Below are 23,424 nucleotides of genomic sequence, written 5' to 3' on the forward strand. Positions count from 1 at the left end.
TCGGAGGCAGGGGCAGAGGCACTTGCCTAAGTCGCAGCGTAGTCTTGCAGGCCTTGGACCAGGGCGTCGAAGGTTAGGCGGATGCGTTCGACGTGGCGCAGGTCTTCGTGGGTGACGACCCAGGTTGGCAGGTCCATGCCGAAGGCGTCGGGGAGGACGTGGACCAGGTTGGGGTCGCGTTTGCCCAGGCCCGTGTGGCAGATGCCGATGCCGATGCCGGCGCGGATGGCGGCCAATTGGCCGATATCGCTATTGCAGCGAAAAGCGAAATCCTCGCTTTGCAGGGTGACGCCCTGGTCGCGATAGGTGGCGATGCCAACGGGATCGGTTTCAAAGCCGACCAGGGCGAAGCGCGCCAAATCCTGCATGGTGGCGGGGGTGCCGTGGCGATCCAGATAATCGCGCCGCGCGTGCATGCCCAGCCGGATGGTGCCGATGCGCTTGGCGAGCAGGGCTTCCTGTAGCGGACGGGTCATGCGCACGGCGATATCGGCCTGGCGGCCGAGCAGGTCTTCGCTGCGATTGTTGAGGCCCAGTTCGATCACGAGCCCCGGATGGGCATCGCGCAATTGCGCCAGGATGGGCGGGAGCACTTCGACGGCGACGATTTCGCTGGCAGTGATGCGCACAATGCCGGAGGCGGAGCCGGCTTCAGCCGAGGCGGTGCGGGCAAAGGCGGCCGCGGCATTGGCCATGGCCTCGACATGGCCGGCCAGTTCGAGGGCAATGGCGGTGGGGATGAGCCCGCTGGAGGCGCGGGTGAACAGCGCCACGCCATGGTCGCGCTCCAAATCCTCGATGCGGCGGCGGATGGTGGGTTGCGCCAGATTGAGTGCGCGGGCGGCGCCGGACAGGCTGCCCTCGCGCAGCACGGCGAGGAAGGCGCGTTGTCGTTCCCAGTCAATTGGTGTGCTCATACATTTTGTATGAGCTGGGTGGCAGGTATTGTCAATTTATTGCAGGGACCGGAGGGGCGATATTGGGTGGGCCGATGCGGGGCTGGGTAGCTCCACGGCACCATTCAAGGAGAGAAAAAATGATCCTGCTCACTGGCGCGACCGGCACTGTCGGTTTTGAGATTGCCAAGCTGCTCGACCAAAAGGGCGTTTCGGCCAAGGCTTTGGTTCGCTCGCCTGAAGCGGCGGAAAAGCTGGCCGGGCTCAGCCATATTATTCCGGTTATGGGGGACCTGGACGATGCTGCCTCGGTGGCGGCGGCGCTGGCGGGGGTGGAGATAGCGTTCCTGCTGACCAAATCGTCCGAGCGGGCCGAGTCCCAGCAATTGGGTTTCGTCGCGGCAGCCAAGGCAGCGGGCGTGCGCCATATCGTCAAATTCTCGCAGGTGCATGCCGATGTGGCTTCGCCGGTGCGGTTCCTGCGCTATCACGCGGTGGTGGAGGCGGCGATCAAGGCCAGTGGCATGGCCTATACCTTCCTGCGGGCGAACCTGTTCATGCAGGAAATGCTGGCCTTCCGCGAGCCGATCCGGCAGCAGGGCCGCATCTTTGCGCCGATCGGGGAGGCGCCGGTGAGCCTGGTGGATGTGCGCGACCTGGCCGAAGTGGCGGTCGCGGCGCTGACCGGGTCGGGGCATGACAACAAGAGCTATGACCTGACGGGGCCGGAGGCACTGAGCCATGCCGAGCTGGCCGACCAGATCGGGCGGGCCATCGGGCGGCGGATCGAGCATGTGCAGCTGGCGCCCGAGCAGATGCGCCAGATCATGCTGAGCTACCAGTTTCCGGAATGGCAGACCGATGGGCTGATCGAGGATTATGCCCATTACGATCGCGGCGAGGCGGCGGGGATCAGCGGGGATGTCGAGAGGGTGACGGGCAAGAAGGCCCGGAGCTTTGAGGTGTTCTTGGGGGATTATGCGGATCGATTGCGGTAGGGGGGCTGTCCCTACGACACGGGCTCAGGGCTCTATTGCGGAGGGATTGGAGGAGGGGGTCCGTGGGGTCTTGCGCAAATCAGACGACCCCCACCCCGGCCCTCCCCTCAAGGGGGAGGGAGGGCAGGAGCCGCGTGTCTTGGGCTTGTTCAGACCACGGAGTCATTCCGGCGGAGGCCGGAATCCAGGTCCGTGGCGCCTTACGTGCATCCAGCGCGGGGATGGCCTTCAGCATGGATTCCGGCCTGCGCCGGAATGACACGGTGGGTGAGGTAGTTTCGGGGCATTTCTCCGTCGTGAGCCCAGATGTTGGGGCTCGCGACACCCCCTCTCAACCTCCCCCCTCAAGGGGGAGGTGCTGTATCGTGGCTCTCGCTTACCGTGCGGCCCAGTTCATGCCGCGGCGGAGGATGGTGTTCATTTGGGGGACGCTGAACTCGCTCGCGACGTGGCCGAGCGAGGAATAGAAGACGCGGCCCTGGCCGTGTTTGCGTTTCCAGACGACCGGCATGGTGACGCCATCGATCCAGGCGGCGTGTTCGCCGGTGAAGGTGGTGGTTGCCAGCACCTCGTTGGAGGGGTCGACATGCATGTAATATTGCTCGGAATGGTAGGGGAAGCTCTCGATCCCCGCCATCACCGGATCATCGGGGCGAGTGATATTGACGCGGTAGTCGATGATGTTGCCGGGGTGAGCCACCCATTGACCGCCGACCATGAATTGGTAATCGACCGCATCGCGGAAGGCGTCGCCCATGCCGCCGTGATAACCGGCCAGACCCACCCCGCCTTCGACAGCGGCGGTGAGGTTTGACAGCTCTTCCTTTTCGATCTTGCTCATGGTGAAGATCGGCACGATCAGGCTGAGATCGCGGATGGAGGGATCGGCGAAGGCTTCGGTCGTGTTCTCGACATAGACCTTGAAGCCGTCTTCCTCGAGCATGGTGCGAATGATGGCGGCGCATTGTTCGGGCTCATGCCCGCTCCAGCCACCCCAAACGATCAGTGCTTCACGCATTCCATTCCTCCTTAAATTCGATCAGGCCAGTATGCCGTTGACGAGCGAGCTGCCCAATTGGGCGGGCCGCTCGGCCGGCGTGGTGATGTCGATGACGCGGCCGGTGTCCGAGGAGGTCTGGAAGGCCTCCATCACTTCGAGCACATGCAGGGCCAGGTCGCCATTGCAGCGATGGGGGCGCCCCTCGATGATGGCATGGGCCATATCGGCGAGGCCAATGGAGCGATAATTGCCTTCGGCATAGGGCATGTCGGTGGCGATATCGGTCCATTCGCCGCCCTTTTCGAGCAGCTGGATCTGGCCGCCGAAATGGTTGGGATCGGGCACGATGAGCGAGGCCTCGGTGCCGTAGATTTCGAGCGGCACATGCTTGTGGCCGGCGACGTCAAAACTCATCGTCACCTGCACCACGGCGCCATTATGGAACACCAAGGTGCCCGAGACATGGGTGGGGACATGGACGGGGATGATCTCGCCGTTGCGGTCCTTGGAGGTGATGGTGCGGGTGTCGCGCAGCTTGGTGCCGAAGCCGGACACCTTGGCGACGGGGCCGAGCAGGTTGACGAGGTCGGTGATGTAATAGGGGCCCATATCGAGCATGGGGCCGCCGCCGGCTTCGTAATAGAAGGCGGGATTGGGGTGCCAGCGCTCATGGCCGGGGCACATGAAATAGGCGGTGCCGCCGACCAGCTGCCCCAAGGCGCCCTCATCGACGAGGCGGCGGGAAGTCTGGTGGCTGCCGCCCAGGAAGGTGTCGGGGGCCGAGCCGACGCGCAGGTTTTTGGCCTTGGCGGCTTCGACCAGCTTCTTGCCTTCGGCGAAGACGATGCCGAGCGGCTTTTCCGAATAGACATGCTTGCCCGCGTCGATGGCGCGCAGGCCGACCTCGACATGGGCCTTGGGGATGGTCAGGTTGAGGATGATGTCGATGGAGGGATCGGTGAAGATCGCGTCGAGATCGACGGCCTTGAGGCCGAATTCATCGGCGCGCGCCTTGGCGGCGGCGGGGTTCATATCCGCCACGGCGCGGATGTCGAGCACCGGGAAATCCTGGCTCGCCTTGAGATAGGCGGCGGAAATATTGCCCAGCCCGATAATGCCAATACCGACCTTGTCCATCATTCACTCCTCGTTCCGGCATTTGAAAATTCAGTGTAGCTGCGGCGCGCCGGGCCTGTCGTACCCCAGGGCGAGCCATAAAGTTCGCCTAAAGCCACGGCGGCGGCGCCGCGCGCCCAGAGCTCGTCGCTGACCTCGTCGATGACGATCTGGGCGACATTGGCGAGGCTTTCCGGGGTGGCGCGGGCAAAGGCGGTGCGCAGGGGATCAAGCAGATGATCGCCCAGCGCCAGGGTGGAGCCGACGAGGATCACCCTTGGCGGGGCGAACAGGGCGACCAGATTGGCGATGGCAATGCCGAGTGCGGCGCCGGCGCGGCCGGCCGCGTGTTTGAGGCGGTTATCGCCGGCCTCGATCAGCCCGCGCACCCGGCTCATGCCCTGGCCCAGCCGGATGGCATCGCGAATTTGCGGGTCGTTATGCTCGCCATTGAGGATGGCGCGCTCGCTGGCGACTTCGGAGAGCTTTAGCGCGTGATCGGGGTCCGACCCCATGATCATGTCGCCCAAAGTGAGGCTGAGCTCGCGGGCGCCGCGGAACAGCTGGCCGCCATGCATGACGCCCAGGCCCAGGCTTTCCTCGATGGCGACGAGGACGAAATCATCGCAGTCGCGGCAGCGACCGAACCAGTGTTCGGCCATGGTGATGGCATTGGCGTCGCTTTCGACAATGGTGTCGATGCCCAGGCGCTGCACAATGGCTTCCTTGAGCGGCACGTTGGTGTCGCGGAAAATGCTGGACGCGCGGACGCGGCCGGTGCCGTGTTCGACAATGCCGGGCAGGGAGAGGGCGACGGTCTTGATCTGGTCCAGCGCCAGGCCGGCATCGAGCACGCAGCGGCGCACGCCATCTTCGACCAGATCGGCGATGACATCGACCGGCAGGCGATCGACCCGCACCGGGAGCGTCAGATTGGCGAGCACGTCGCCCTGGAAATTGGTGACGGTAAAGACCAGGCGGTTGGTGGCGATCTTGGCACCGACGACGCGGGCGGCTTCGGGATTGAGCGTCAGCATGACGCGGGGCCGGCCACGGCTGCCGCCGCTGCGCAAATCGCCTTCGTGGCGGGTGGAAATCAGCCCGTCATCGAGGAGCGAGGCGGTGATGGCCGAGACGGTGGTGGCCGAAAGCTGGATGCGTTCGCCGATCTCGACACGCGAAATCGCGCCGAACCGCCTGATGGTATCGAGCACGTGAAAGCGATTGATCGCCCGCATCAATTCGGGATCGGCGGTCTTCACAGACGGGGAGGCTCCTCACGCGTTCATTTCTACGTGACGCGAATTAAGTTTTGTCTTTCTAGGCATGGCAAGGTGGGCAAAGCAAGCGCAAAGCGCTGAAACGTGGCGCTTTTGGCGGGCGTTTTGCACACCCTCTTGACAGATGGAAACAGGCGGGCGCTATTTAATACGCATCAAGGACAAATATGTCCGGATCTGGGAGGATCACCATGAATCACGGCTTTGCCCGCCCTTGGCGGGATACGCTTCTGCTTGCCGTCAGCGCTGTGACGCTGTTCGGCGGTGTCACCGCTGGCTATGCGCAGAGCACCATCAAATGGCTGCATCTGGAAGCCAATGCGGACCGGCTCAAGACCTGGCAGGACATTGCGGCGGCCTATGAGGCCGAGCATCCCGATGTCAAAATCGAATTCCAGTTCCTCGAAAACGAGGCCTTCAAGGCCAAGCTGCCGACGCTGCTGCAATCCAATGACGCGCCCTCCATGTTCTATACCTGGGGCGGTGGCGTGCTGAAGGCGCAGTCGGAAACCGGCGCGATCCGCGACGTGACCGCGGCCATGGATGCCGATGGCGGGGCCTGGCGCAATTCGATTTCCCCGGCGGCGGTGGATGGGCTGAGCATTGACGGCAAGGTGTGGGCCGCCCCGATCCAGTCGGGCCTGGTGTCGTTCTTCTACAACAAGGCATTGTTCGAAAAGGCGGGCGTCGACGCCAGCGCCATCGCCACCTGGGATGATTTCCTGGCGGCAGTGAGCAAGCTCAAGGAAGCCGGCATTACCCCAATTGCCGGCGGTGGCGGCGACAAGTGGCCGCTGCATTTCTACTGGAGCTATCTGGCCATGCGCGAAGCGGGCCAGGACGGTTTTGCCGCGGCCAAGGGTGGCGAGGGCTTTACCGGGGAGGCGTTCGTCAAGGCCAGCCAGCATCTGGTTGACCTGGGGGCGCTCGAGCCGTTCCAGGAAGGCTATCTGGGCGCAACCTGGCCCGATACCCAGGCGGTGTTTGCCGATGGGCGCGCTGCCATCATCCTGAGCTTTGAAAATACCGCGACGCCGCAGAACCAGGCCAATGCGGCAACGGATGGCAAGGGACTGGCGGAGGACGCTATCGGGCGCTTCGCGTTTCCGCTGGTCGAGGGCGGGGCCGGGGTGATCACCGATGATTTCGGTGGCCTCAATGGCTGGGTGGTGACGGCCAATGCACCGCCCGAAACCGAGGACTTCCTCAAATATTTCACCAGCAAGGACAATGCGGCCAAGCTGGCGGAATTCAACAATATCCTGCCCACCACGCTGGGTGCCGATGTCGGGGTGAAGGACCCCTCGCTGGCCGAAAGCGCGGCGCAGATGGCCAAGGCCACCTGGCACCAGAATTTCCTCGATCAGGACCTGGGGCCCAATGTCGGCCGCGTGGTCAATGACATGTCGGTGGAACTGGTTTCCGGCCAGATCTCGCCGGAAGACGCGCTGCAGCAGATCGAAGACGCCTTCTCGCTCGAGATGTAAGCGCCGCCGCCGCCCCGCGTGAGCGAGGCGGCGGTTTTCTTTCTGGCGAACCAGGAGCCTCGATTTCGGATGAGCCAAGCGACTTCCCTATCAGCAGATGGCCGGGCGGCGGCCAGAATGCCCAGCGTGGCGCGGCGGCGGCGCGGGCAGATGCGCGGCAAATGGCCGGTGCTGGTGCTGTTCCTGCCGCCGGCGCTGTTGCTGTTCACCGTGTTCGTCATCCTGCCGATGGGGGAGGCGGCCTGGTATTCGTTCTACAACTGGAATGGCTATGGCCTGCCCAGCCAGTGGATCGGCACCAAGAATTACGAGCTGATCTTCCGCAATGGGGCGTTCCGCACCGCGCTGATCAATAATGGGTTGATCATCGTCATCTCGATCTGCGTGCAGATCCCGCTGGCGCTGTGGCTGGCGACCATGGTGTCGCGCAATATCAAGGGCGCGCTGGCGTTCCGGCTGCTGTTCTTCCTGCCCTATGTGCTGGCCGATGTGGCGGCGGGCATGATCTGGCGCTTCGTCTATGATGGCGAATTTGGCCTGGTGGCCGGCATCTGGAATTTCTTCGGGGCGGCGCCGCCGTTCTGGCTGGCCGACAAGCAGGTGGCGTTTTATGCGGTGCTCGGCGTCATCGTGTGGAAATATTTCGGCTTCCACATGATGCTGTTCATCGCCGGGCTGCAGGCGATCGACAAGAGCGTGCTGGAAGCGGCCGATATCGATGGGGCGACCGGCTGGCAGAAATTCTATCGGGTTACGCTGCCGCTGCTCGGTTCGACGGTGCGGCTCTCGGTATTCTTTGCCGTGGTGGGCTCGCTGCAATTGTTCGACATGATCATGCCGCTGACCGGCGGGGGACCATCGAACGCCACGCAAACGCTGGTGACCTTCCTTTATTCCTTTGGCGTCATGCGCATGCAGGTCGGGTTCGGCTCGGCGGTGGGCGTCGTGCTGTTCATCATCTGCGTCACCCTCGCCTTCGGCTACAAGCGGATATTCATGCGAAATGACTGAAGCAGCACCCATCGACGCGGCAATTGCCGCCAGCAGCGGCAGGCGATTGAGCGCCGGTACGCAGACCTATCTCTATGTGTCGATGCTGATCATTGCCGGCATTGTCATCATTCCCCTGCTGACCACGGCCCTGGGCGGGTTCAAGACGCTGGGCGAATTGCGCGGCAATCCGTTCGGGCTGCCTGCTGAATGGCAATGGAGCAATTACGGCAATATCCTCGCCAGCCAGCGCTATTGGATGCAGATGGGCAATTCCCTGCTGATTGCGGGGCTCACCGTGTTCCTGACGCTGCTGTTCGCTTCCATGGCGGCCTTCACCTTTGCCCATGTCAAATTCTTCGGCTCGGACTTTTTGCTGAATTATTTCCTGATCGGGCTGATGTTTCCGGCGGCGACGGCCATCCTTCCGCTGTTCATCCGCATCCGCGACCTGGGCCTGCTCGACACCTATTGGGGCGTGGTGCTGCCGCAGGTGGCGTTCGGGCTGGGCATGAGCATTCTGCTGTTCCGCAATTACTTCAAGAACCTGCCGCCGGAACTGTTCGACGCGGCGTTTGTGGATGGGGCGGGTTATCTGCGGTTTTTCTGGCATATCTCGCTGCCGCTGAGCCGGCCGATCATCGCCACGGTGGGCATCATCTCGTTCGTGGGCAGCTGGAACAGCTATATCCTGCCGCTGATCATGCTCAATTCGGAGAGCAAATATCCCTGGCCGCTGGGCATCATGGTTTATCGCGGGGAATTCAGCACCGATTGGCAGCTGATCCTGGCGTTCATCACGCTCACTATTCTGCCCACCGTCATCGTGTTCTTCGCAGCACAAAAACACATCATTGCCGGCCTCACCGCTGGCGCAGTCAAATAAAGGGCGACGAGCAATCGGCGCTGTAGAGGAGGCATGAATGGCGGGACTGGAATTACGGAATCTCGAAAAAAGCTATGGCTCGGTTTCGGTGATCGAGGACATTAATCTCACGGTGGCCGACGGCGAATTCGTCGCGCTGGTGGGCCCGTCGGGCTGCGGGAAATCGACCATTTTGCGCATGGTGGCGGGGCTGGAGGAAATCACCGCGGGCGATATCCTGATCGGGGACAAGGTGGTCAACGACCTGACGCCACGCGAGCGCAATATCGCCATGGTGTTCCAGAGCTACGCGCTTTATCCGCATATGAGCGTTTATCGCAATCTGAGCTTTAACCTGGAACTGGCGGGCAAGCCCAAGGCCGAGATCGAGCGGCGGGTGATCCAGGCGGCGCGCATGCTGGAGCTGGAGCCTTTACTGGAGCGCAAGCCGAGCCAGCTGTCGGGCGGGCAGCGCCAGCGCGTGGCCATGGGCCGGGCCATTGTGCGCGATCCGTCGGTGTTCCTGTTCGATGAGCCACTGTCGAACCTCGATGCCAAGTTGCGCGTGCAGATGCGCGGCGAAATCAAGACGCTGCACAAGAAGGTGGGGGTGACCTCGATCTATGTGACGCATGATCAGGTCGAGGCGATGACGCTGGCCGATCGGGTCGTGGTGCTCAACCGGGGCGTGATCCAGCAATCGGGATCGCCGATGGAGCTGTATAGGCGACCGGCCAATCTGTTCGTGGCCGGGTTTATCGGCTCGCCGGCGATGAATTTTGTCGATGCCAAGATGCAGGGCGGGGTGGCGCGGACCGAGGATGGCACGGATTTCGTGTTTACCCCGGGCCAGCAGCTGGCCGAGGGGCAGGCGGTTGTGGTCGGCGTGCGGCCCGAGCATTTGCTGGTGGCCGGCGAGGGAACGGCGGTTACCGGGCAGATCAGCTTTGTCGAGCCGACCGGCGGGCAGACCTTTGTGACGCTGGATGTGCATGGCAAGCCGGTGACCGTGGTGATCAGCGGGGAGGACGATATTGCGCTCGATGGAGAGCTCACCGTCCGTGCGGCGCCGCACCATGTTTATGTATTCGATGCGGCGAGCGGGGAGCGGGTGAGCGAGAATTGAGGAGCCATCCAGCCATCCAGCGCCGGAATGATCTTCAGCATGGATTCCGGCCCGCGCCGGAATGACACGGTGGGTGGTTAGAGTCAGGGTCGCGCAGGGGGCCGTTTAGCCGAACACTGCCATGGTCTGCTGCTTGTCGCGGGTGATGATGGACTGCATCAACTGCACGGCGGCGTCGCCGTCGCCGCGTTCCATGGCGCTTACAAGGGCTTCGTGCTGGGCGACATAGTCGGCATGGCGCTGGCGGAGATCGGCTGGCGGGGCGAATTTGGCCGATAGCACCATGGTGAGTTCGACGACGCCAGTGACCGAGCGGAGCAGGGCATTGCCGGAGCTTTCGGCGATGGCGCGGTGGATCTCGAGGGCGGCCAGCAGATGGGGTTCAACGCCATCTTCGGCGATGTCCATCTGGTGGGCCCAATATTTGAGGATACGGATTTCATCAGCCGTGCGGCGGTGGCTCGCGAGTTCGGCGGCGCGGCTTTCCAGCGCCTCGCGCACGTCGAACAGGCTTTCGTAAAAGCGGCGGTCGGGCTTGGCCTCGAAATGCCAGAACAGCACCTGGGGATCGAAAAAGCTCCAGCGGCTGGCGGGGGAGACTTTGGTGCCAACCTTGGGCCGCGCCTCGACCAGCCCCTTGGCTTCGAGCGTCTTGAGGGCCTCGCGCAAAACGGTGCGGGAGACGCCATAGGTTTCCATCATCACCGCATCACTGGCCAGGATCGAGCCGACGGGAAATTTGCCCGTGACGATGCCATGGCCGATTTCGTTGATGACGAAGGTGTGGAAATTCCGTGCAGCGGATCGCCCGGAAAGCGAGCGAATAAGGCTGCCTGGCTCGATCATGCTACACTTTCTCGGGTGACTTTTCTCCGGGTGCGGAGGCGGCAAATATGATCCGCTGCAGGACGATGAACAAGAATAGCAGCACGCCAATAACGATCTTGGTCCACCAGCTCGATAGCGTGCCATCGAAGATGATGTAGGTCTGTACCAGGCCCAGCAGCATGACGCCGACAAAGGTGCCCAGCACGAAGCCATAGCCGCCGGTGAGCAGGGTTCCCCCGATCACCACTGCAGAGATGGCGTCGAGTTCGACGCCCACCGCCGCCAGCGGATAGCCAGCAGATGTGTAAAGGGAAAAGACGATTCCCGCCAAGGCCGCAAGTACGCTGGAGAGCATGTAAATCTGCACCGTGGTGCGGGCCACCGGCACACCCATGAGCGAGGCCGAGGTGGCGTTGCCGCCCAGGGCATAGACGTAGGAGCCGAAGCGGGTGCGGTGGGCCAGCAGAGCGCCGATGAGGAAGATGGCGATCATCAGCAGGCCAATGAAACTGAGGCGGCCGCCGCCGGGCAGGCGGATGATGAGCCCGGTCAGCGTGGAATAGAATTCGTGATTGATGGGCACCGAATCCTGGGTGATGACCGAGGCACCGCCGCGCGCCAGGAACATGCCGGCCAGCGTGACGATAAAGCTGGGCACTTGCAGATAATGGATGGTGAGGCCCATGGCGGCGCCGAACAGGGCCGCGACCCCCAGCGCGATGGCAAAGGCGAGGAGGGGATGAATGCCCAACCAGGAGATCAGCACGGCGACCAATACGCCGGTGAAGCCGATCACCGCGCCGACCGACAGATCGATGCCGCCCGAGATGATGACGAAGGTCATGCCGACGGCGGCAATGCCGAGGAAGGCATTGTCGGTGAGGAAATTGCCCAGCACGCGGGTGGACAGCAGGCCGGGAAATTGCACGACGCTGGCGGCATAGGCGATGATGAAGATAACGGCGGTGGCCGCCAGGGGGCGCAGGCTGCGTTTCATTTGGGGCCTGCCTTGGCGGGAACGAGGCGCTGCCGGGTGAAGAGGCGCGCGGCAAAGGGCGACTGGATCAGCAGGATCAGGATGATCATGCCGGCCTTGACGATGAGGTTGAATTCAGGCGGGAAGCCCGACATCAGGATGCCGGTATTCATGGCCTGGATGATGATGGCGCCGACCACGGCCATGGGCACCGAGAAGCGGCCGCCGAGGAGCGAGGTGCCGCCGATGACTACGGCGAGGATGGCGTCGAGTTCGAGCCAGAGGCCGGAATTGTTGGCGTCGGCCCCGCGGATATCGGCGGCGACGACAATGCCGGCAATGGCAGCGCAAAAGCCGGATAGCGCATAGACCAGGACCAGCAGCATGCGGCTGCGGATGCCGGCCAGGGTGGCGGCGGCGCGATTGACGCCGATGGCCTGGATGAAGAGGCCGATGGCGGTTTTGCGCACCAGAACCGTCACCAAGATCAGCAGGACCAGGGCGATGACAGCGGCCATGGGGAAGCCGAGGAAGGAGCCGGTGCCGATAAAGATCAAAGCGGGGTCGTTGAAGGTAACGATGGAGCCTTCGGTGATGAGCTGGGCAATGCCGCGCCCGGCCACCATCAGCACCAGGGTTGCAACGATGGGCTGGATATCGAGGATGGCGACGAGAAAGCCGTTCCAGAGGCCACAGGCAATGCCGACGGCAAGCGCTGCGATCACAGCGACGGGGGTTGGATAGCCGGCGACCACCATGGTGGCGGCGACAGCGCCGCAGACCGCCATGATGGCGCCGACCGACAGATCAACGCCCTTGGTGGCAATCACCCCGGTCATGCCGATGGCCAGGATCGCCACCGGCGCGCCGCGATTGAGCACGTCGATCAGGCTGCCGAACAGGCGCCCATCCTGCCAGGTGATGCGGAAGAAATTGGGAAAGAGCAGCCAATTGATGAGCAATACGCCGGCCAGGGCCAGCAATTGCGGATTGGCGAGGCGTTCGAGATGGAGGCGCTTCATGGCTGGGCCTCGTCGGCGGAATTGGCGATGGCCTGCACGATGACTCCGGGGTTGATGTTCTTGCCGCGCAATTCGGCCACCATTTCGCGATCACGCATCACCACGATGCGCGAACTATAGGCGACCACTTCGTCCAGCTCGGAGGAGATGACGACCATGGCCATGCCATCGTCGCGCAGCCGATTGATGGTGCGCACGATTTCGGCATGGGCGCCCACATCGATGCCGCGGGTGGGTTCGTCCAGAATGAGAAAGGCCGGGTCGGTGGCCAGCCAGCGCGAGAGGATGACCTTTTGCTGATTGCCGCCCGAGAGCAGCTTGACCGGCATGTCGAGCGAAGCGGCGCGGATATCCATGGCCTCGCCGAATTTGCCGGCGATTTCGAGCTGTTCGTCGCGGTTGAGGGCGCGGAACCAGCCGAGCTTGCCTTGCAGCGCGATGATGATGTTTTCGCGCACCGACAGATCGCCAAAAATGCCCTCGGCCTTGCGATCCTCGGGGCAGAAGCCGAAGCCGCGGCTGATGGCGTCGGTGGTGTTGCGAATGGCGGTAGGCTTGCCGGCGACAGTGACCGTGCCCTGGTCGGCCGGATCGGCGCCGAACATCAGGCGCGCCATTTCGGTGCGGCCGGAACCGAGCAGGCCGGCAACGCCGATGACCTCGCCCTTGTGGATGGTGAGATCGAAGGGATGCACGCTTTTCTTGCGGCCATAGGATTTGAAATCGAGCAGCACGTCGGTGGTGGGGCGCTCGGGTTCCAGATCAGTGGCGCCGGAAAAGGCGATGTCCTTGCCCAGCATTAGGCGGACCACATCGGTGCGGCTGACGCTGTCGAGCTGGCGGGTATCGACCAGCTTGCCATTGCGCAACACGGTCACCCGGTCGGAAATGGCAAAGACCTGATCGAGGAAATGGGTGATGAAGATGATGGCGAGGCCGCTTTGCTTGAGGTCGGCAATGACCTCGAACAGGCGCTCGACTTCGTTGCGATCGAGGCTGGCGGTGGGTTCGTCGAGGATCAGCACCTTGCCGGAGAGTTCGACGGCGCGGGCGATGGCGACGATCTGCTGTACGGCGACCGAGTGGCTGCCCAGATCGCTGCCGGGATCGATCGCCAGGCCGTAGCGTTCGAGCAGGGTTTTGGCGGCTGCTTCCATCTTTTTGTGGTCGACGAGGCCGAAGCGGGTGGGCTGGTGACCCAGATAGAGGTTTTCGGCCACGGAGCGGTTGGGCAGGAGATTGACCTCCTGATAGACTGTGCCGATGCCATGGGTCTGGGCATGAAGGGGATTGTCGAGCGTCACCGGAGCGCCGTCGACAAAGACGCCGCCGACATCGGGCTGGTAGGCGCCGGTCAGTACTTTGATCAAGGTGGACTTGCCGGCGCCGTTTTCACCCAAGAGGGCATGGACCTCGCCGGGCCGCAGCCCGAAATCGATGGCGGCGAGCGCGGTGTGATTGCCAAAAATCTTGGTCACGCCGCGTGCTTCGAGCACGTAAGGGCTATCGGTCATGCAATTTTCCCCCGCTAGCCAGATTAGTCTGGTTCAACCCCCATGACACTCCTCCCCCTTGCGGGGAGGTCAGCTTTTCGCCCTGCAGCGAAAAAGCAAAGGGGTGAGTCACAAACATCAAGCCAGATAAGACCCCCACCCTAGCCCTCCCCACAAGGGGGAGGGAATTAGATGGGGGTCAATCCAGATTAGTAGCCCAGACCCTTGCGGGTGTCATATTCGCCCTGCGGATTGTCGGCAGGGGTGTAGAGCTTGGATTCGGTGATGATGAACTTGGCGGGCTCGGTGCCGTCCTTGAGGTAGGCAGCGAGCGCGTCGAAGGCGGGGCCGGCCATGTTGGGGGTCAGTTCCACCGTGGCATTGGCTTCGCCGGCCACCATGGCCGAGAAGATGTCCGGCACGCCGTCGATCGAGACCACCTTGATGTCGGTGCCAGGCTTGAGGCCGGCGTCCTTGATGGCCTGGATGGCGCCAACCGCCATGTCGTCATTGTGGGCGTAGACAGCGCAGATATCGGCGCCGCCATTTTCGGCCTTGATGAAGCCTTCCATCACTTCCTTGCCCTTGGCGCGGGTGAAATCGCCAGTCTGGCTACGGGCGATGGTGATGTTGTCGTGGCCCTTGATGGCCTCTTCAAAGCCCTGCTTGCGGTTGATGGCGGGGGTGGAGCCGACAGTGCCCTGGAGTTCGACGACCTTGCACGGCTCGGAGCCGACGGCATTGACCAGCCAGTCGCCGGCAACGCGGCCTTCCTTGACCTGATCGGAGGCAACCGAGGTGAGGTAGAGGTCCTCAGGCGCATCGACGCCGCGATCGAGCAGGATGACCGGGATTTCGGCTTCCTTGGCTTCGGTCAGCACATCTTCCCAGCCGGTAGCGACGACGGGCGCGACCAGAATGGCATCGACGCCCTGGGCGATGAAGCCGCGAATGGCCTTGATCTGGTTTTCCTGCTTCTGCTGCGCATCGGCAAATTTGAGATCGATGCCGCGCTCTTCGGCCTGCTGCTTGGTGACCGAGGTTTCGGCGGCGCGCCAGCCGGATTCCGAACCGATCTGGCTGAAGCCGACGACCAGGCCGTTCAGGCTATCCTGCGCGAAGCTGACAGACGTCAAAGCAGTAGCAAGGCTCGCCGCGACGGCGAGCGTTTTAATGATGTTCACGATGTCCTCCCAATGTGGCCGCCGAGGCGTATTCACCTTCAGCGATGAGAGGACGATATATAAAGTACTATTATATGTAAAGTGACGACGTGAAGGGGTATTTGCCGTTTGTTTTGCGGTGGCGTGAAGAGGGGTCAGGCCCCGGATTTCAAGCAAATGCGGCGGTTTTCGCTCGGGACCTGAGGGGTGGTCGGGCGGCCATTGGGTTTAGTGCAAGCTGAGAGTGGCCCTCGAGTCAGGCCCGAGGGAGAACGGTGGGGAGGAGAGCTTGGGATCGACCCATTTGCGCGGCGTGATTGCTTGGCGGCGTGGCAGGGAGTGCGGTGCCACGACCTCGTGGTTCGACAGGCTCACCATGAGGTCTACTGGAAGCCTGCCCGCTCAGCTGCGCCATTGGGGGGTGGGTTCGGCCAGGGTTTGTAGCGTCTCCACGGGTTCGCCGTCGATGCGCTTGAGCAGGAGGCGGGTCAGTTCGACGCCGGCGCCGAAGACGTCTTCCTGGATGCTGTCGAGCGTGGGGAAGAGGGTGGGCAGGATGTCGGAGGTTTGTTTGTAGACCAGCTGGACGTCGCGGCCCAATTGCAGCCCGCCATCCTGCAGGCCCCCGATCAGGGCGATGGCGCGCATTTCGCTGTCGCTGATAATGCCATCGGGATGGTCGGGCGCGCGGGCCAGTTCCTCGCCGAGGCGCCGCACATCGGCTGAGCCGCCCAGCGCGACGGGGCCGCCGAGCACTCTGGCGCGCATGCCGGCCTGGGCCGTGGTGCGGTGAAAGGTGGTGACGATATTGTGGTAATTGGTGGTGCTGTCATCCCCGATCATCAGCAGCACATTCTTGCAGCCGCGCTCGGCCAGGCGCTGCACGGCCATGGCGGCGAAGGTTTCCGAATGGAAATCGTGATAGGGGTGGGGGCTATAGAACTCGGTGCGGCCGTGGCTGACAAAGGGAAAGTCGGCATCCATCAGCATCTGTACCCGGCGGTCGCGCGGGCCGGTATGGGTGATGATCACGCCATCGGCGGTGCGGTTGTCGAGAATATAGCGGATGGTGTCGGTGGAGAGCTGGCGCTCGAATTCGGGCATCACCGTTAGGTGGTAGCGGGTATTTTTGATGGCCTGGCCGATACCCTGGATCATCCGGCGGGAAAAATCGATGGAATCCTCGGCGCCATCGAGCACCAAAGCGACCACATTGGTCTTGCCGGTGCGCAGGCGCACGCCGGCGCGGTCGGGCACATAGCCCAGCGATTGCGCCGCATCCATGACGCGCTGGCGGGTTTCCTGCTTCAGCGTGGTGCCGCCGCGCAATGACAGCGAAACGGTGGAAAGGCTGAGCCCGGTCAACTCGGCCAGCGTCTTCAGCGTCACGCGCTGATGGGCGCTGCCTGGCCGCGAACCCGGCTTTGGCGTTTGGTTCATGGTTTCATTTGTCCCCGGCCTCTCTTTTACACCGGCTGTCTGATATTCCAAATGCTGTTCAGCTTGCAACGATGCAGAATGTATTCAACAGGCTAAAGCGCTCCAAATGGCCGTAAATTCCTACGAAAAACGTCATATGACGTGGTTCATAAGAGCACGAGACAATTAGGATTTGCAACGTTGCATTTCCTGTGTTTACCTTGGGCCGCGCCGGGGGAGGGTCTGGCGCCGCAAAGCCGCGCAATGTCGCGGCGCGAGCACTCGAGGAGGAGTTGATGCTCAAAAAGAATCTGCTGACGACGGTGGCCGCCATTGCCATGGCCGCGACGACTGCCCTGCCGGCGCATGCCGAAGTGACGATCATGTATGCCGAATGGCTCTCGTCCCTGGTCGAGCCCGGCATCAAGAATTTCGAGGCGGCGACCGGGGAAACAGTCAATGCCATTAAGCTGCCCGGCCAGGGCTATGACCAGCGCATTGCGCTCGACCTGAGCGCCGGCACGGCGGCTGATGTGATCCAGATGGACAGTTTCATGGTGTCCGAACTGGCGTCGGCGGGATATCTGCATCCGCTCAACGAGCAGGGGGCAGGCTGGGACCAGTTCCAGTATTACCAGCCGGGGCTGCTCGAAGTTGCGTCCTATGAGGGCAAGGTCTATGGCCTGCCCACCGACACCGACGTGCGCATGCTGTGGTACGACAAATCCAATTTCGAAAAGGCCGGCATTGCCGTGCCGTGGGAGCCCAAGAGCTGGGCCGATGTGCTCGACGCCGCCCAGAAGCTCAAGGATGCGGGCGTGCAATATTTCTTCCAGCTGCCCGCCGGCACCAAGCAGGGCGAAGCCTCCACCATGCAGGGCTTCTACATGCTGCTGCTGGGCGCCGATACGCCCGAGGGTGACCGCAACCGCCTGCTCAATCGCGAGACGGGGCAGTGGATCGGCGACAGCCCGGCCATCCGCCGGACGCTGGAATTCTACAAGAAAGTCTATGGCGATATGGGTATGCCGGCCGACCTCAACTATGCCGCCGATCCCGGCGTGGCGGTGCGCGAGGTTTTGGCCAATGACCAGCTCGGCATTCATGCTTCGGGCTCGTGGGAAGATGCGTGCCTGTGGGATTGCAACGGGGTGAACCTGCCGACCCGTGAAGAGCGCGATGCCATGGTAGGGTGGACCCCATGGCCCGGCTCGGGCGAGCCCGGCGCCAAGGCGACCACCAATATTTCGGGTGGCTGGACCATTGGTGTCAATGCCAAGGCCGCCAATCCGGATCTGGCGTTCCAGCTGGTAACGACGATTTTCGACGTCGAGAACTTCAAGGCCTGGACGCTGGCCAATCACCGCATGGCGGTGCGTACCGATATATCGGACTCGCCTGAGTATATGGAAGACGCGTATCTGGCCAAGGCGACGGCGCTGGCTGCCGACACGACGGGCCGCGATACGGTGCCCGGCTACCAGACGGTTTCGGCCCTGGTGCAGCAGATGACGGCCGATATCCTGGACGGCGCCGAAGTCGAAGACGTGGTGCAGGAATATCATGATGCCCTGGTCGACGAGTTCGGCGAGGACAAGGTCATCACCTACGAATAAGCCACACCTCCCCGGTGCGGCGGTCTCCAGAATAGGGGCCGCCGTGACGGGGTGATTTCTGGGTGTCGCATGGCGTCGCGACATCTATTCCCCACACGCGATGTCACCCGAGAACGATGAAGCGGCGAAATCTCAGGATGGGTTCCGGCCGGCGCCGGAATGACACCGAGCAAATCATGGGCCCGTGTGAATGAGTTTGATGAAAAACCAGGCCAATCCCTGGCTCACCAGCAATCTGCTTGTCCTGGGACTGGGCATGTTGCCGGCTTTGCTGCTGATCGGGGTGCTGCTCTATTTCACCGCCTGGGCCTTTGCCTTCAGCTTTACCGATCTGGCCCTGGTGGGCCGCAAATCGGTGGAGTGGAGCTGGGTTGGGCTGCAGAATTTCGAGCGGTTGTTCACGCGGCGCGGATTCCTGGAATCCCTGTGGACCACAGTCATCTTCGTGTTCTTTTCCGCCATTGTCGGCCAATCGGTGCTGGGCTTTTTGCTAGCGGCGCTATTGCGCGGCACGCAGTCGACGATCAAGACCGTGGTCGAAGTGTGCATCATGCTGGGCTGGCTCTTGCCCGATATTGTGGCGGCGTTTCTGTGGTCGGCGACGACGTCGCAGACCGGGCTGGTCAATTCGCTGATCATCGTGCCGCTGGGTCTGCAGCCGATCAATTTCATCAATGATTACGCCCTGCCGGTGGTGACTATCGCCAATATCTGGAAGGGCACGGCCTGGTCCTATCTGCTGTTTTCGGCGGCGCTGGATTCGGTGTCGCGCGAAGTGGTCGAGGCGGCCAAGGTGGATGGGGCGACCCCGTTCCAGCGCATTTGGCTCGTCATGTTGCCGATCATTCGGCCGCATATCGCCACCAATATGCTGTTCATCACGATCTGGACCTTCACCTATTTCCCGCTGATTTTCGCCATGACCGGGGGTGGGCCGGGCACGCAGACGCAGACGCTGGCCGTGTTCCTCTACAATCAGAGTTTTTCGCGCGGCAATCTGGGTTTTGGCAGCGCCATTTCGGTGGCCATGCTGGTCATCGTCGGCCTGTTGTCGCTGGTCTATCTGCGCATGTTGCGGGAGCCGAAATAAATGGAAGCCAATCCCGCTCACTCGCGGCTGACCGCGATTGCCCTCGCCTTCATGGCTGTCATCTGGGTCAGCCCGTTTTCCTGGCTCATCCTCAATGCCTTCAACCCGGCGGCGACGGGGAGTCTCGCCATTCCCCAATCGGTGGGGCTGGACAATTTCGCCCTCGCCGTCAGCGGCAATGCCGGGCGGCAGTTTCTGAATTCGGTGCTGATCGCGGCGGGTACGGCGACGCTGAGCGTGGTGGTGGGGATTGCCGCGGCCTATCCGCTGTCGCGGCTTAAAATCCCGGGGCGCAATGCCTTCCTGTGGACGCTGGTGTTGCTGCGCATGCTGCCATCGGCGGGCGTGCTGGTGCCGCTCTACTTTGCGGCGCAGCGCGGGGGGCTGCTCAACCAGTTTGGCGTGATCATTGCGCTGACGATTTTGAACCTGCCATTCACGCTGCTGCTGCTCAAGAATTTCTTCGATACCGTGCCGATCGAGCTGGAAGAGGCCGCCTATGTGGAGGGGGCCTCGCTGTTTCAGATCGTGACGCGGATTGTCTTGCCCATGTCACGGGCTGGCATTGCAGTGGTGTGGTTCTTCAGCTTCACGGGCGCCTGGAACGAGTTCCTGTTGCCGCTGATCTTTTCGCGTGTCGAGGCCGGCTTTCCCATGTCGGTTGGTCTTTACGCGGCCTTTGGCCAGCAGGGCTCCGTGCAATACGGGTTTCTGGCGGCCTATTCCATCATCTACGCAGCGCCGGCGGTCGGCGTATATTTTCTATTGCGGCGGAACATGAACACAGGGTTCGCCGGTGTCGGAGTTAAAGGATGACCTATTCCAATCCCCTTTCGTCCAAGCTTGGCTTGCTGGACGATGATCTCAAGATGGAAGGCAAGCTCCTCAGGCTCTGCGCCGATCTCGAAAAGAAGATTTTGACGCCGATTCTTGATGCGCCTTTCCAGTGGCATGTGCTGCGCGACGATGTGACGACCGAAGCCGCGCTCAAGGCGGATTGGCGCGGCTGGGAGAAATTCGGCTCGCATTCGGTCTGGGCCAAGAAGCAGGGCCACACCTGGTTTGCCGCCGAAGTGACGGTGCCGGAAGCAGCGGTCGGCAAGACCTTTGTGCTCAAATTCACCAGCCAGTGGCAGGACCGGCCGGGTTCGACCGATCCGCAATGCCTGGCCTATCTCGATGGCAAGATCGCCCAGGCGCTGGATGGCAATCACACCGAATTGGTTATCGAGCGCAATGCCAAGCCCGGTCAAAAGCATGTGCTGCTGGTCAATGCCTTCACCTTTTTCGAGCGGCCGCTGGTCGGCTTCACCGTCGATTTCTATACGCGCAGCGAGCGCGCCGAAAAGCTCTATTGGGACCTGCAGACCCCGCTGGATGTGGCGACGCGTCTCTATCAGAATGACCCGCGCCGCCAGGCGATCCTCAACATCATTGATCGCTCATTGCGTGCGCTGGATCGCCGGGGCGGTTTCACGGCCGAGTTCGAGGCCTCGCTGGGCGATGCCGAAAAGATTGCGGCTGAAATCTATGCATTGGTCGATACCGAGACCCAGCCGCAGATCACTGCTGTCGGTTCCACCCATCTCGACGTGGGTTGGCTCTGGCGCGTGATGCATACCCGCGACAAGACGGGTCGTTCCTTCGCCACGGTGCTCAACCTGATGGAGGAATATCCCGAATTCGTCTTCATGTATAACCAGTCGGTGCTGTTCGACTTCCTCAAAAAGGACTATCCCGAGCTGTGGGATCGCCTGCAACAGCGGGTCAAAACCGGCCAGTTCGAGATCGAAGGCGCGATGTGGGTCGAGCCGGACGTCAATATCGTCTCGGGCGAGAGCCTGGTGCGCCAGATCATGCGCGGGCGGCAGTTCCATCTTGCTGAGTTTGGCGTTGATCCCAAGACGGTCTGGCTGCCCGATACGTTCGGCTATTCGGCCAATCTGCCGCAGATCATGGACAAGTCGGGGCTCAAATATTTCGTCACCTCCAAGCTGAGCTGGAACGATACCGACCGCCATCCCTATGACAGTTTCCACTGGAAGGGCATTGATGGCACCGTCACCAAGGCCCAGCTGATCACGGCGCAGCGCTATGAGAGCGAGGCGGTTTACACCACCTATAATGGTGACCTGTCGGTCAGCGAGACCATGGGCGCCTGGAAGCGCTATGAGCCCAAGGCGGTCCATGATGAAGTGGTCATGTCCTATGGCTATGGCGATGGCGGTGGCGGGCCGACCCGCGGCATGATCGAGCGCGGCATTCGGCTGGAACGCGGCATTCCCGGCGCCCCACGCGTCAAGCTCGAAGGCATCGTGCCGTTCCTTGATCGCCTCGGCGCCAAGATGGACGCGCCCGGCAACAGGTTCCCGACCTGGAATGGCGAGCTCTACCTGCAATATCACCGCGGCACGCTGACTTCGGTGGCCAAGAACAAGGCCAATAACCGGCGGGCTGAGCGCCTGCTGCGTGAACTCGAATTGCTCGGTGCACTGGCGCTGGCGACCAGCGGCGCGCCCTATCCCAAGGAGATTCTGGCCGAGTTCTGGGAACTGGTGCTGATCAACCAATTCCACGACATCCTGCCGGGCACGTCGATCCCCGAGGTCTATGTCGATAGCGACAATGAATATGGCAAGATTTTCTCGACCCTGGGTTCGGCCAATGGTCCCTGGCACAGTGCGGCAGCCGCGTTGAGCAAGGCGGGCGGCGGCGGGCTCAAGCTGTTCAACTTCACCGGGCAGACCCGTTCGGGCCTGGTCAGCGTTGGCACGGATGCGGGGCTCGAAGGGACTTCGCTTAGCATTGGGGGCAATCAGCATAGCCTACAGAAGGTCACCGGCGCTGGTGGCGAGGTGGCCTATGTGGCGCCGGTTTCCGATCTGGCGCCGCTGGGCTGGACGGGGGCGCAGATCGTCACCGGGGCGACGGCCAATAGCTCGCCGCTGTCGGTGTCGACGAGCCACCTCGAGAATGAATTGCTCAAGGTCACGTTCGACGCCTCGGGCGAAATCACTTCGGTGTTCGACAAGACGCGTAATCGCGAAACCATTGCGGTGGGCGAGAAGGCCAATCGGCTCATTGCCTATGAAGACAAGCCGATGGAATGGGACGCCTGGGATATCGACCGTTATTTCGAGGAGCAGTTCTGGCCGCTGGCCGATGCCAAGGCCAAGATCACCGTGACGGAAACCGGGCCGCATCGCGCTGCCATTCGCATCGAGCGCAAGTATCAGGCCTCAACCGTGGTGCAGGTGGTCTCGCTGGCTGCCGGTGCGCGGCAGGTGGAGTTCGATACCTTTATCGACTGGCAGGAGCGCCAGACAGTGCTCAAGGCGCAGTTCCCGTTCGATCTCAACACGTCCGAAATCCGCTCGGAAATCCAGTTCGGCCATGTGCGGCGCCCCACCCATCGCAATACCAGCTGGGACAAGGCGCGGTTTGAGGCCTCGATGCATCGCTGGGTGGATCTGAGCGAATCCGACTTTGGTGTCGCCCTGCTCAATGACTGCAAATATGCCTATGATTGCCTGGAGCAATCGGTGCGGCTGACCCTGGTGCGTGGCTCGACCTTCCCGCATCCGGAAGCCGATCTGGGTGAGCATCGCCTGCGCTATGCGCTGTTTGTGCATGACGGCGTGGCCGATCTTGCCGATGTGCATCGTGCCGCCGAACGCTTCAACAATCCGGTGGCGGTGATCGGCTCGCTGCAGCCGGTGGCTGATGCCGCCGAAGATGCGGGCAGCTTCTCGTTTGCCAGTGTCGATCAGTCCAATGTGACGCTGGAAACGGTCAAGAAGGCGGAAAAGTCCGACGCCATCGTGCTGCGCGTGTTCGAGCACGCCAATATTCGGGCCGAGGCGACGATCACGTTCGGCATTCCGGTCAAGTCGGTGCGGGTGGTCAATCTGATGGAAGAGGGCGCGGGCGACGCGCTGGAGCTGACCGACAACGCGGTGACGCTGTCGCTGCGGCCCTTCGAGATCGCCACGCTGCTGATCGAAACGGCCTAAGGGCCACTTGGCCATCCCGGCCTTGTGCCGGGGTGGCCGCTATCGA

19 protein-coding genes are annotated in these 23,424 nt (G+C 62.3%); 9 read left to right on the forward strand and 10 right to left on the reverse strand.

The features are described from left to right. Positions 1-26 precede the first annotated feature (26 nt). Positions 27-917 carry a LysR family transcriptional regulator gene (locus ACI3KW_RS13690; protein ID WP_404848538.1) on the reverse strand — a complete coding sequence of 297 codons (891 nt, stop codon included), beginning with the start codon at positions 915-917 and terminating at the stop codon, positions 27-29. Between the two features lie 119 nt (positions 918-1,036). On the opposite strand from ACI3KW_RS13690, the gene ACI3KW_RS13695 reads away from it, so the two are divergent. Next, positions 1,037-1,894 (forward strand): SDR family oxidoreductase, encoded by an 858-nt coding sequence (locus ACI3KW_RS13695; RefSeq protein WP_404848539.1) that lies wholly within the window; start codon positions 1,037-1,039, stop codon positions 1,892-1,894. A gap of 376 nt (positions 1,895-2,270) precedes the next feature. Here ACI3KW_RS13695 and ACI3KW_RS13700 read toward each other — a convergent pair whose 3' ends face one another. From ACI3KW_RS13700 to ACI3KW_RS13710, 3 genes are read right to left on the reverse strand one after another with little or no spacing between them, the layout of a single operon-like run. Next, on the reverse strand, positions 2,271-2,912 hold the full coding sequence (locus ACI3KW_RS13700) for a ThuA domain-containing protein (protein ID WP_113121202.1): 642 nt from the start codon (positions 2,910-2,912) through the stop codon (positions 2,271-2,273). Positions 2,913-2,933: 21 nt separating this feature from the next. Next, a complete protein-coding gene (locus ACI3KW_RS13705; protein WP_404848627.1) occupies positions 2,934-4,031 on the reverse strand; it encodes a Gfo/Idh/MocA family protein in 1,098 nt (365 codons plus the stop codon). Further along, on the reverse strand, positions 4,031-5,272 hold the full coding sequence (locus ACI3KW_RS13710) for an ROK family protein (RefSeq protein ID WP_404848540.1): 1,242 nt from the start codon (positions 5,270-5,272) through the stop codon (positions 4,031-4,033). The genes ACI3KW_RS13705 and ACI3KW_RS13710 overlap by 1 nt, the downstream gene beginning before the upstream one ends. Before the next feature lie 209 nt (positions 5,273-5,481). On the opposite strand from ACI3KW_RS13710, the gene ACI3KW_RS13715 reads away from it, so the two are divergent. The 4 genes from ACI3KW_RS13715 to ACI3KW_RS13730 all read left to right on the forward strand — a co-directional run bounded on the left by ACI3KW_RS13715 (position 5,482) and on the right by ACI3KW_RS13730 (position 9,758). Next, positions 5,482-6,777 carry an extracellular solute-binding protein gene (locus tag ACI3KW_RS13715; protein ID WP_404848542.1) on the forward strand — a complete coding sequence of 432 codons (1,296 nt, stop codon included), beginning with the start codon at positions 5,482-5,484 and terminating at the stop codon, positions 6,775-6,777. A gap of 117 nt (positions 6,778-6,894) precedes the next feature. Further along, positions 6,895-7,788, forward strand: coding sequence for a carbohydrate ABC transporter permease (locus ACI3KW_RS13720; protein ID WP_404848628.1), 894 nt, complete (start codon positions 6,895-6,897; stop codon positions 7,786-7,788). An 82-nt stretch (positions 7,789-7,870) separates the two neighbouring features. Next, positions 7,871-8,653, forward strand: coding sequence for an ABC transporter permease subunit (locus tag ACI3KW_RS13725; RefSeq protein WP_390888836.1), 783 nt, complete (start codon positions 7,871-7,873; stop codon positions 8,651-8,653). Positions 8,654-8,690: 37 nt separating this feature from the next. Next, positions 8,691-9,758, forward strand: a complete 1,068-nt coding sequence (locus ACI3KW_RS13730) for an ABC transporter ATP-binding protein (RefSeq protein WP_404848543.1) — start codon at positions 8,691-8,693, stop codon at positions 9,756-9,758. Positions 9,759-9,863: 105 nt separating this feature from the next. Here the strand turns inward: ACI3KW_RS13730 and ACI3KW_RS13735 are convergent, their stop codons facing one another. The 6 genes from ACI3KW_RS13735 to ACI3KW_RS13760 form a co-directional block, all read right to left on the reverse strand. Next, complete coding sequence (locus ACI3KW_RS13735; protein WP_262171627.1) at positions 9,864-10,604, reverse strand: FadR/GntR family transcriptional regulator; 741 nt, start codon at positions 10,602-10,604, stop codon at positions 9,864-9,866. Position 10,605: 1 nt separating this feature from the next. Further along, a complete protein-coding gene (gene yjfF / locus ACI3KW_RS13740) occupies positions 10,606-11,583 on the reverse strand; it encodes a galactofuranose ABC transporter, permease protein YjfF (RefSeq protein ID WP_262171628.1) in 978 nt (325 codons plus the stop codon). Beyond that, the gene (locus ACI3KW_RS13745) at positions 11,580-12,584 is read right to left on the reverse strand and encodes an ABC transporter permease (protein WP_113121210.1); all 1,005 of its coding nucleotides are present in this window, start codon (positions 12,582-12,584) and stop codon (positions 11,580-11,582) included. The genes yjfF and ACI3KW_RS13745 overlap by 4 nt, the downstream gene beginning before the upstream one ends. Beyond that, on the reverse strand, positions 12,581-14,098 hold the full coding sequence (locus tag ACI3KW_RS13750) for a sugar ABC transporter ATP-binding protein (protein ID WP_404848545.1): 1,518 nt from the start codon (positions 14,096-14,098) through the stop codon (positions 12,581-12,583). The genes ACI3KW_RS13745 and ACI3KW_RS13750 overlap by 4 nt, the downstream gene beginning before the upstream one ends. Positions 14,099-14,286: 188 nt before the next feature. Then, complete coding sequence (gene ytfQ, locus ACI3KW_RS13755; protein ID WP_404848546.1) at positions 14,287-15,261, reverse strand: galactofuranose ABC transporter, galactofuranose-binding protein YtfQ; 975 nt, start codon at positions 15,259-15,261, stop codon at positions 14,287-14,289. Between the two features lie 381 nt (positions 15,262-15,642). Beyond that, positions 15,643-16,680 carry a LacI family transcriptional regulator gene (locus tag ACI3KW_RS13760; RefSeq protein WP_113121212.1) on the reverse strand — a complete coding sequence of 346 codons (1,038 nt, stop codon included), beginning with the start codon at positions 16,678-16,680 and terminating at the stop codon, positions 15,643-15,645. Positions 16,681-16,955: 275 nt separating this feature from the next. Between ACI3KW_RS13760 and ACI3KW_RS13765 the strand changes: the two genes are divergently transcribed. From ACI3KW_RS13765 to ACI3KW_RS13780, 4 genes are all read left to right on the forward strand, one after another. Then, entirely contained in the window at positions 16,956-18,275 is a 1,320-nt protein-coding gene (locus ACI3KW_RS13765) for an extracellular solute-binding protein (protein ID WP_404848547.1), read from the forward strand. A 190-nt stretch (positions 18,276-18,465) separates the two neighbouring features. Beyond that, positions 18,466-19,365: a carbohydrate ABC transporter permease gene (locus ACI3KW_RS13770; RefSeq protein ID WP_113121214.1), complete on the forward strand. Its 900-nt coding sequence runs from the start codon at positions 18,466-18,468 to the stop codon at positions 19,363-19,365. Further along, positions 19,366-20,181, forward strand: coding sequence for a carbohydrate ABC transporter permease (locus ACI3KW_RS13775; RefSeq protein ID WP_404848548.1), 816 nt, complete (start codon positions 19,366-19,368; stop codon positions 20,179-20,181). It abuts the gene before it with no gap. Further along, entirely contained in the window at positions 20,178-23,378 is a 3,201-nt protein-coding gene (locus ACI3KW_RS13780; protein WP_404848549.1) for an alpha-mannosidase, read from the forward strand. Before ACI3KW_RS13775 ends, ACI3KW_RS13780 begins: the two co-directional genes overlap by 4 nt. The last annotated feature ends 46 nt before the right edge of the window (positions 23,379-23,424 follow it).

The sequence above is a fragment of the Devosia sp. ZW T5_3 genome (genome assembly GCF_044987315.1).
Classification (GTDB): domain Bacteria; phylum Pseudomonadota; class Alphaproteobacteria; order Rhizobiales; family Devosiaceae; genus Devosia.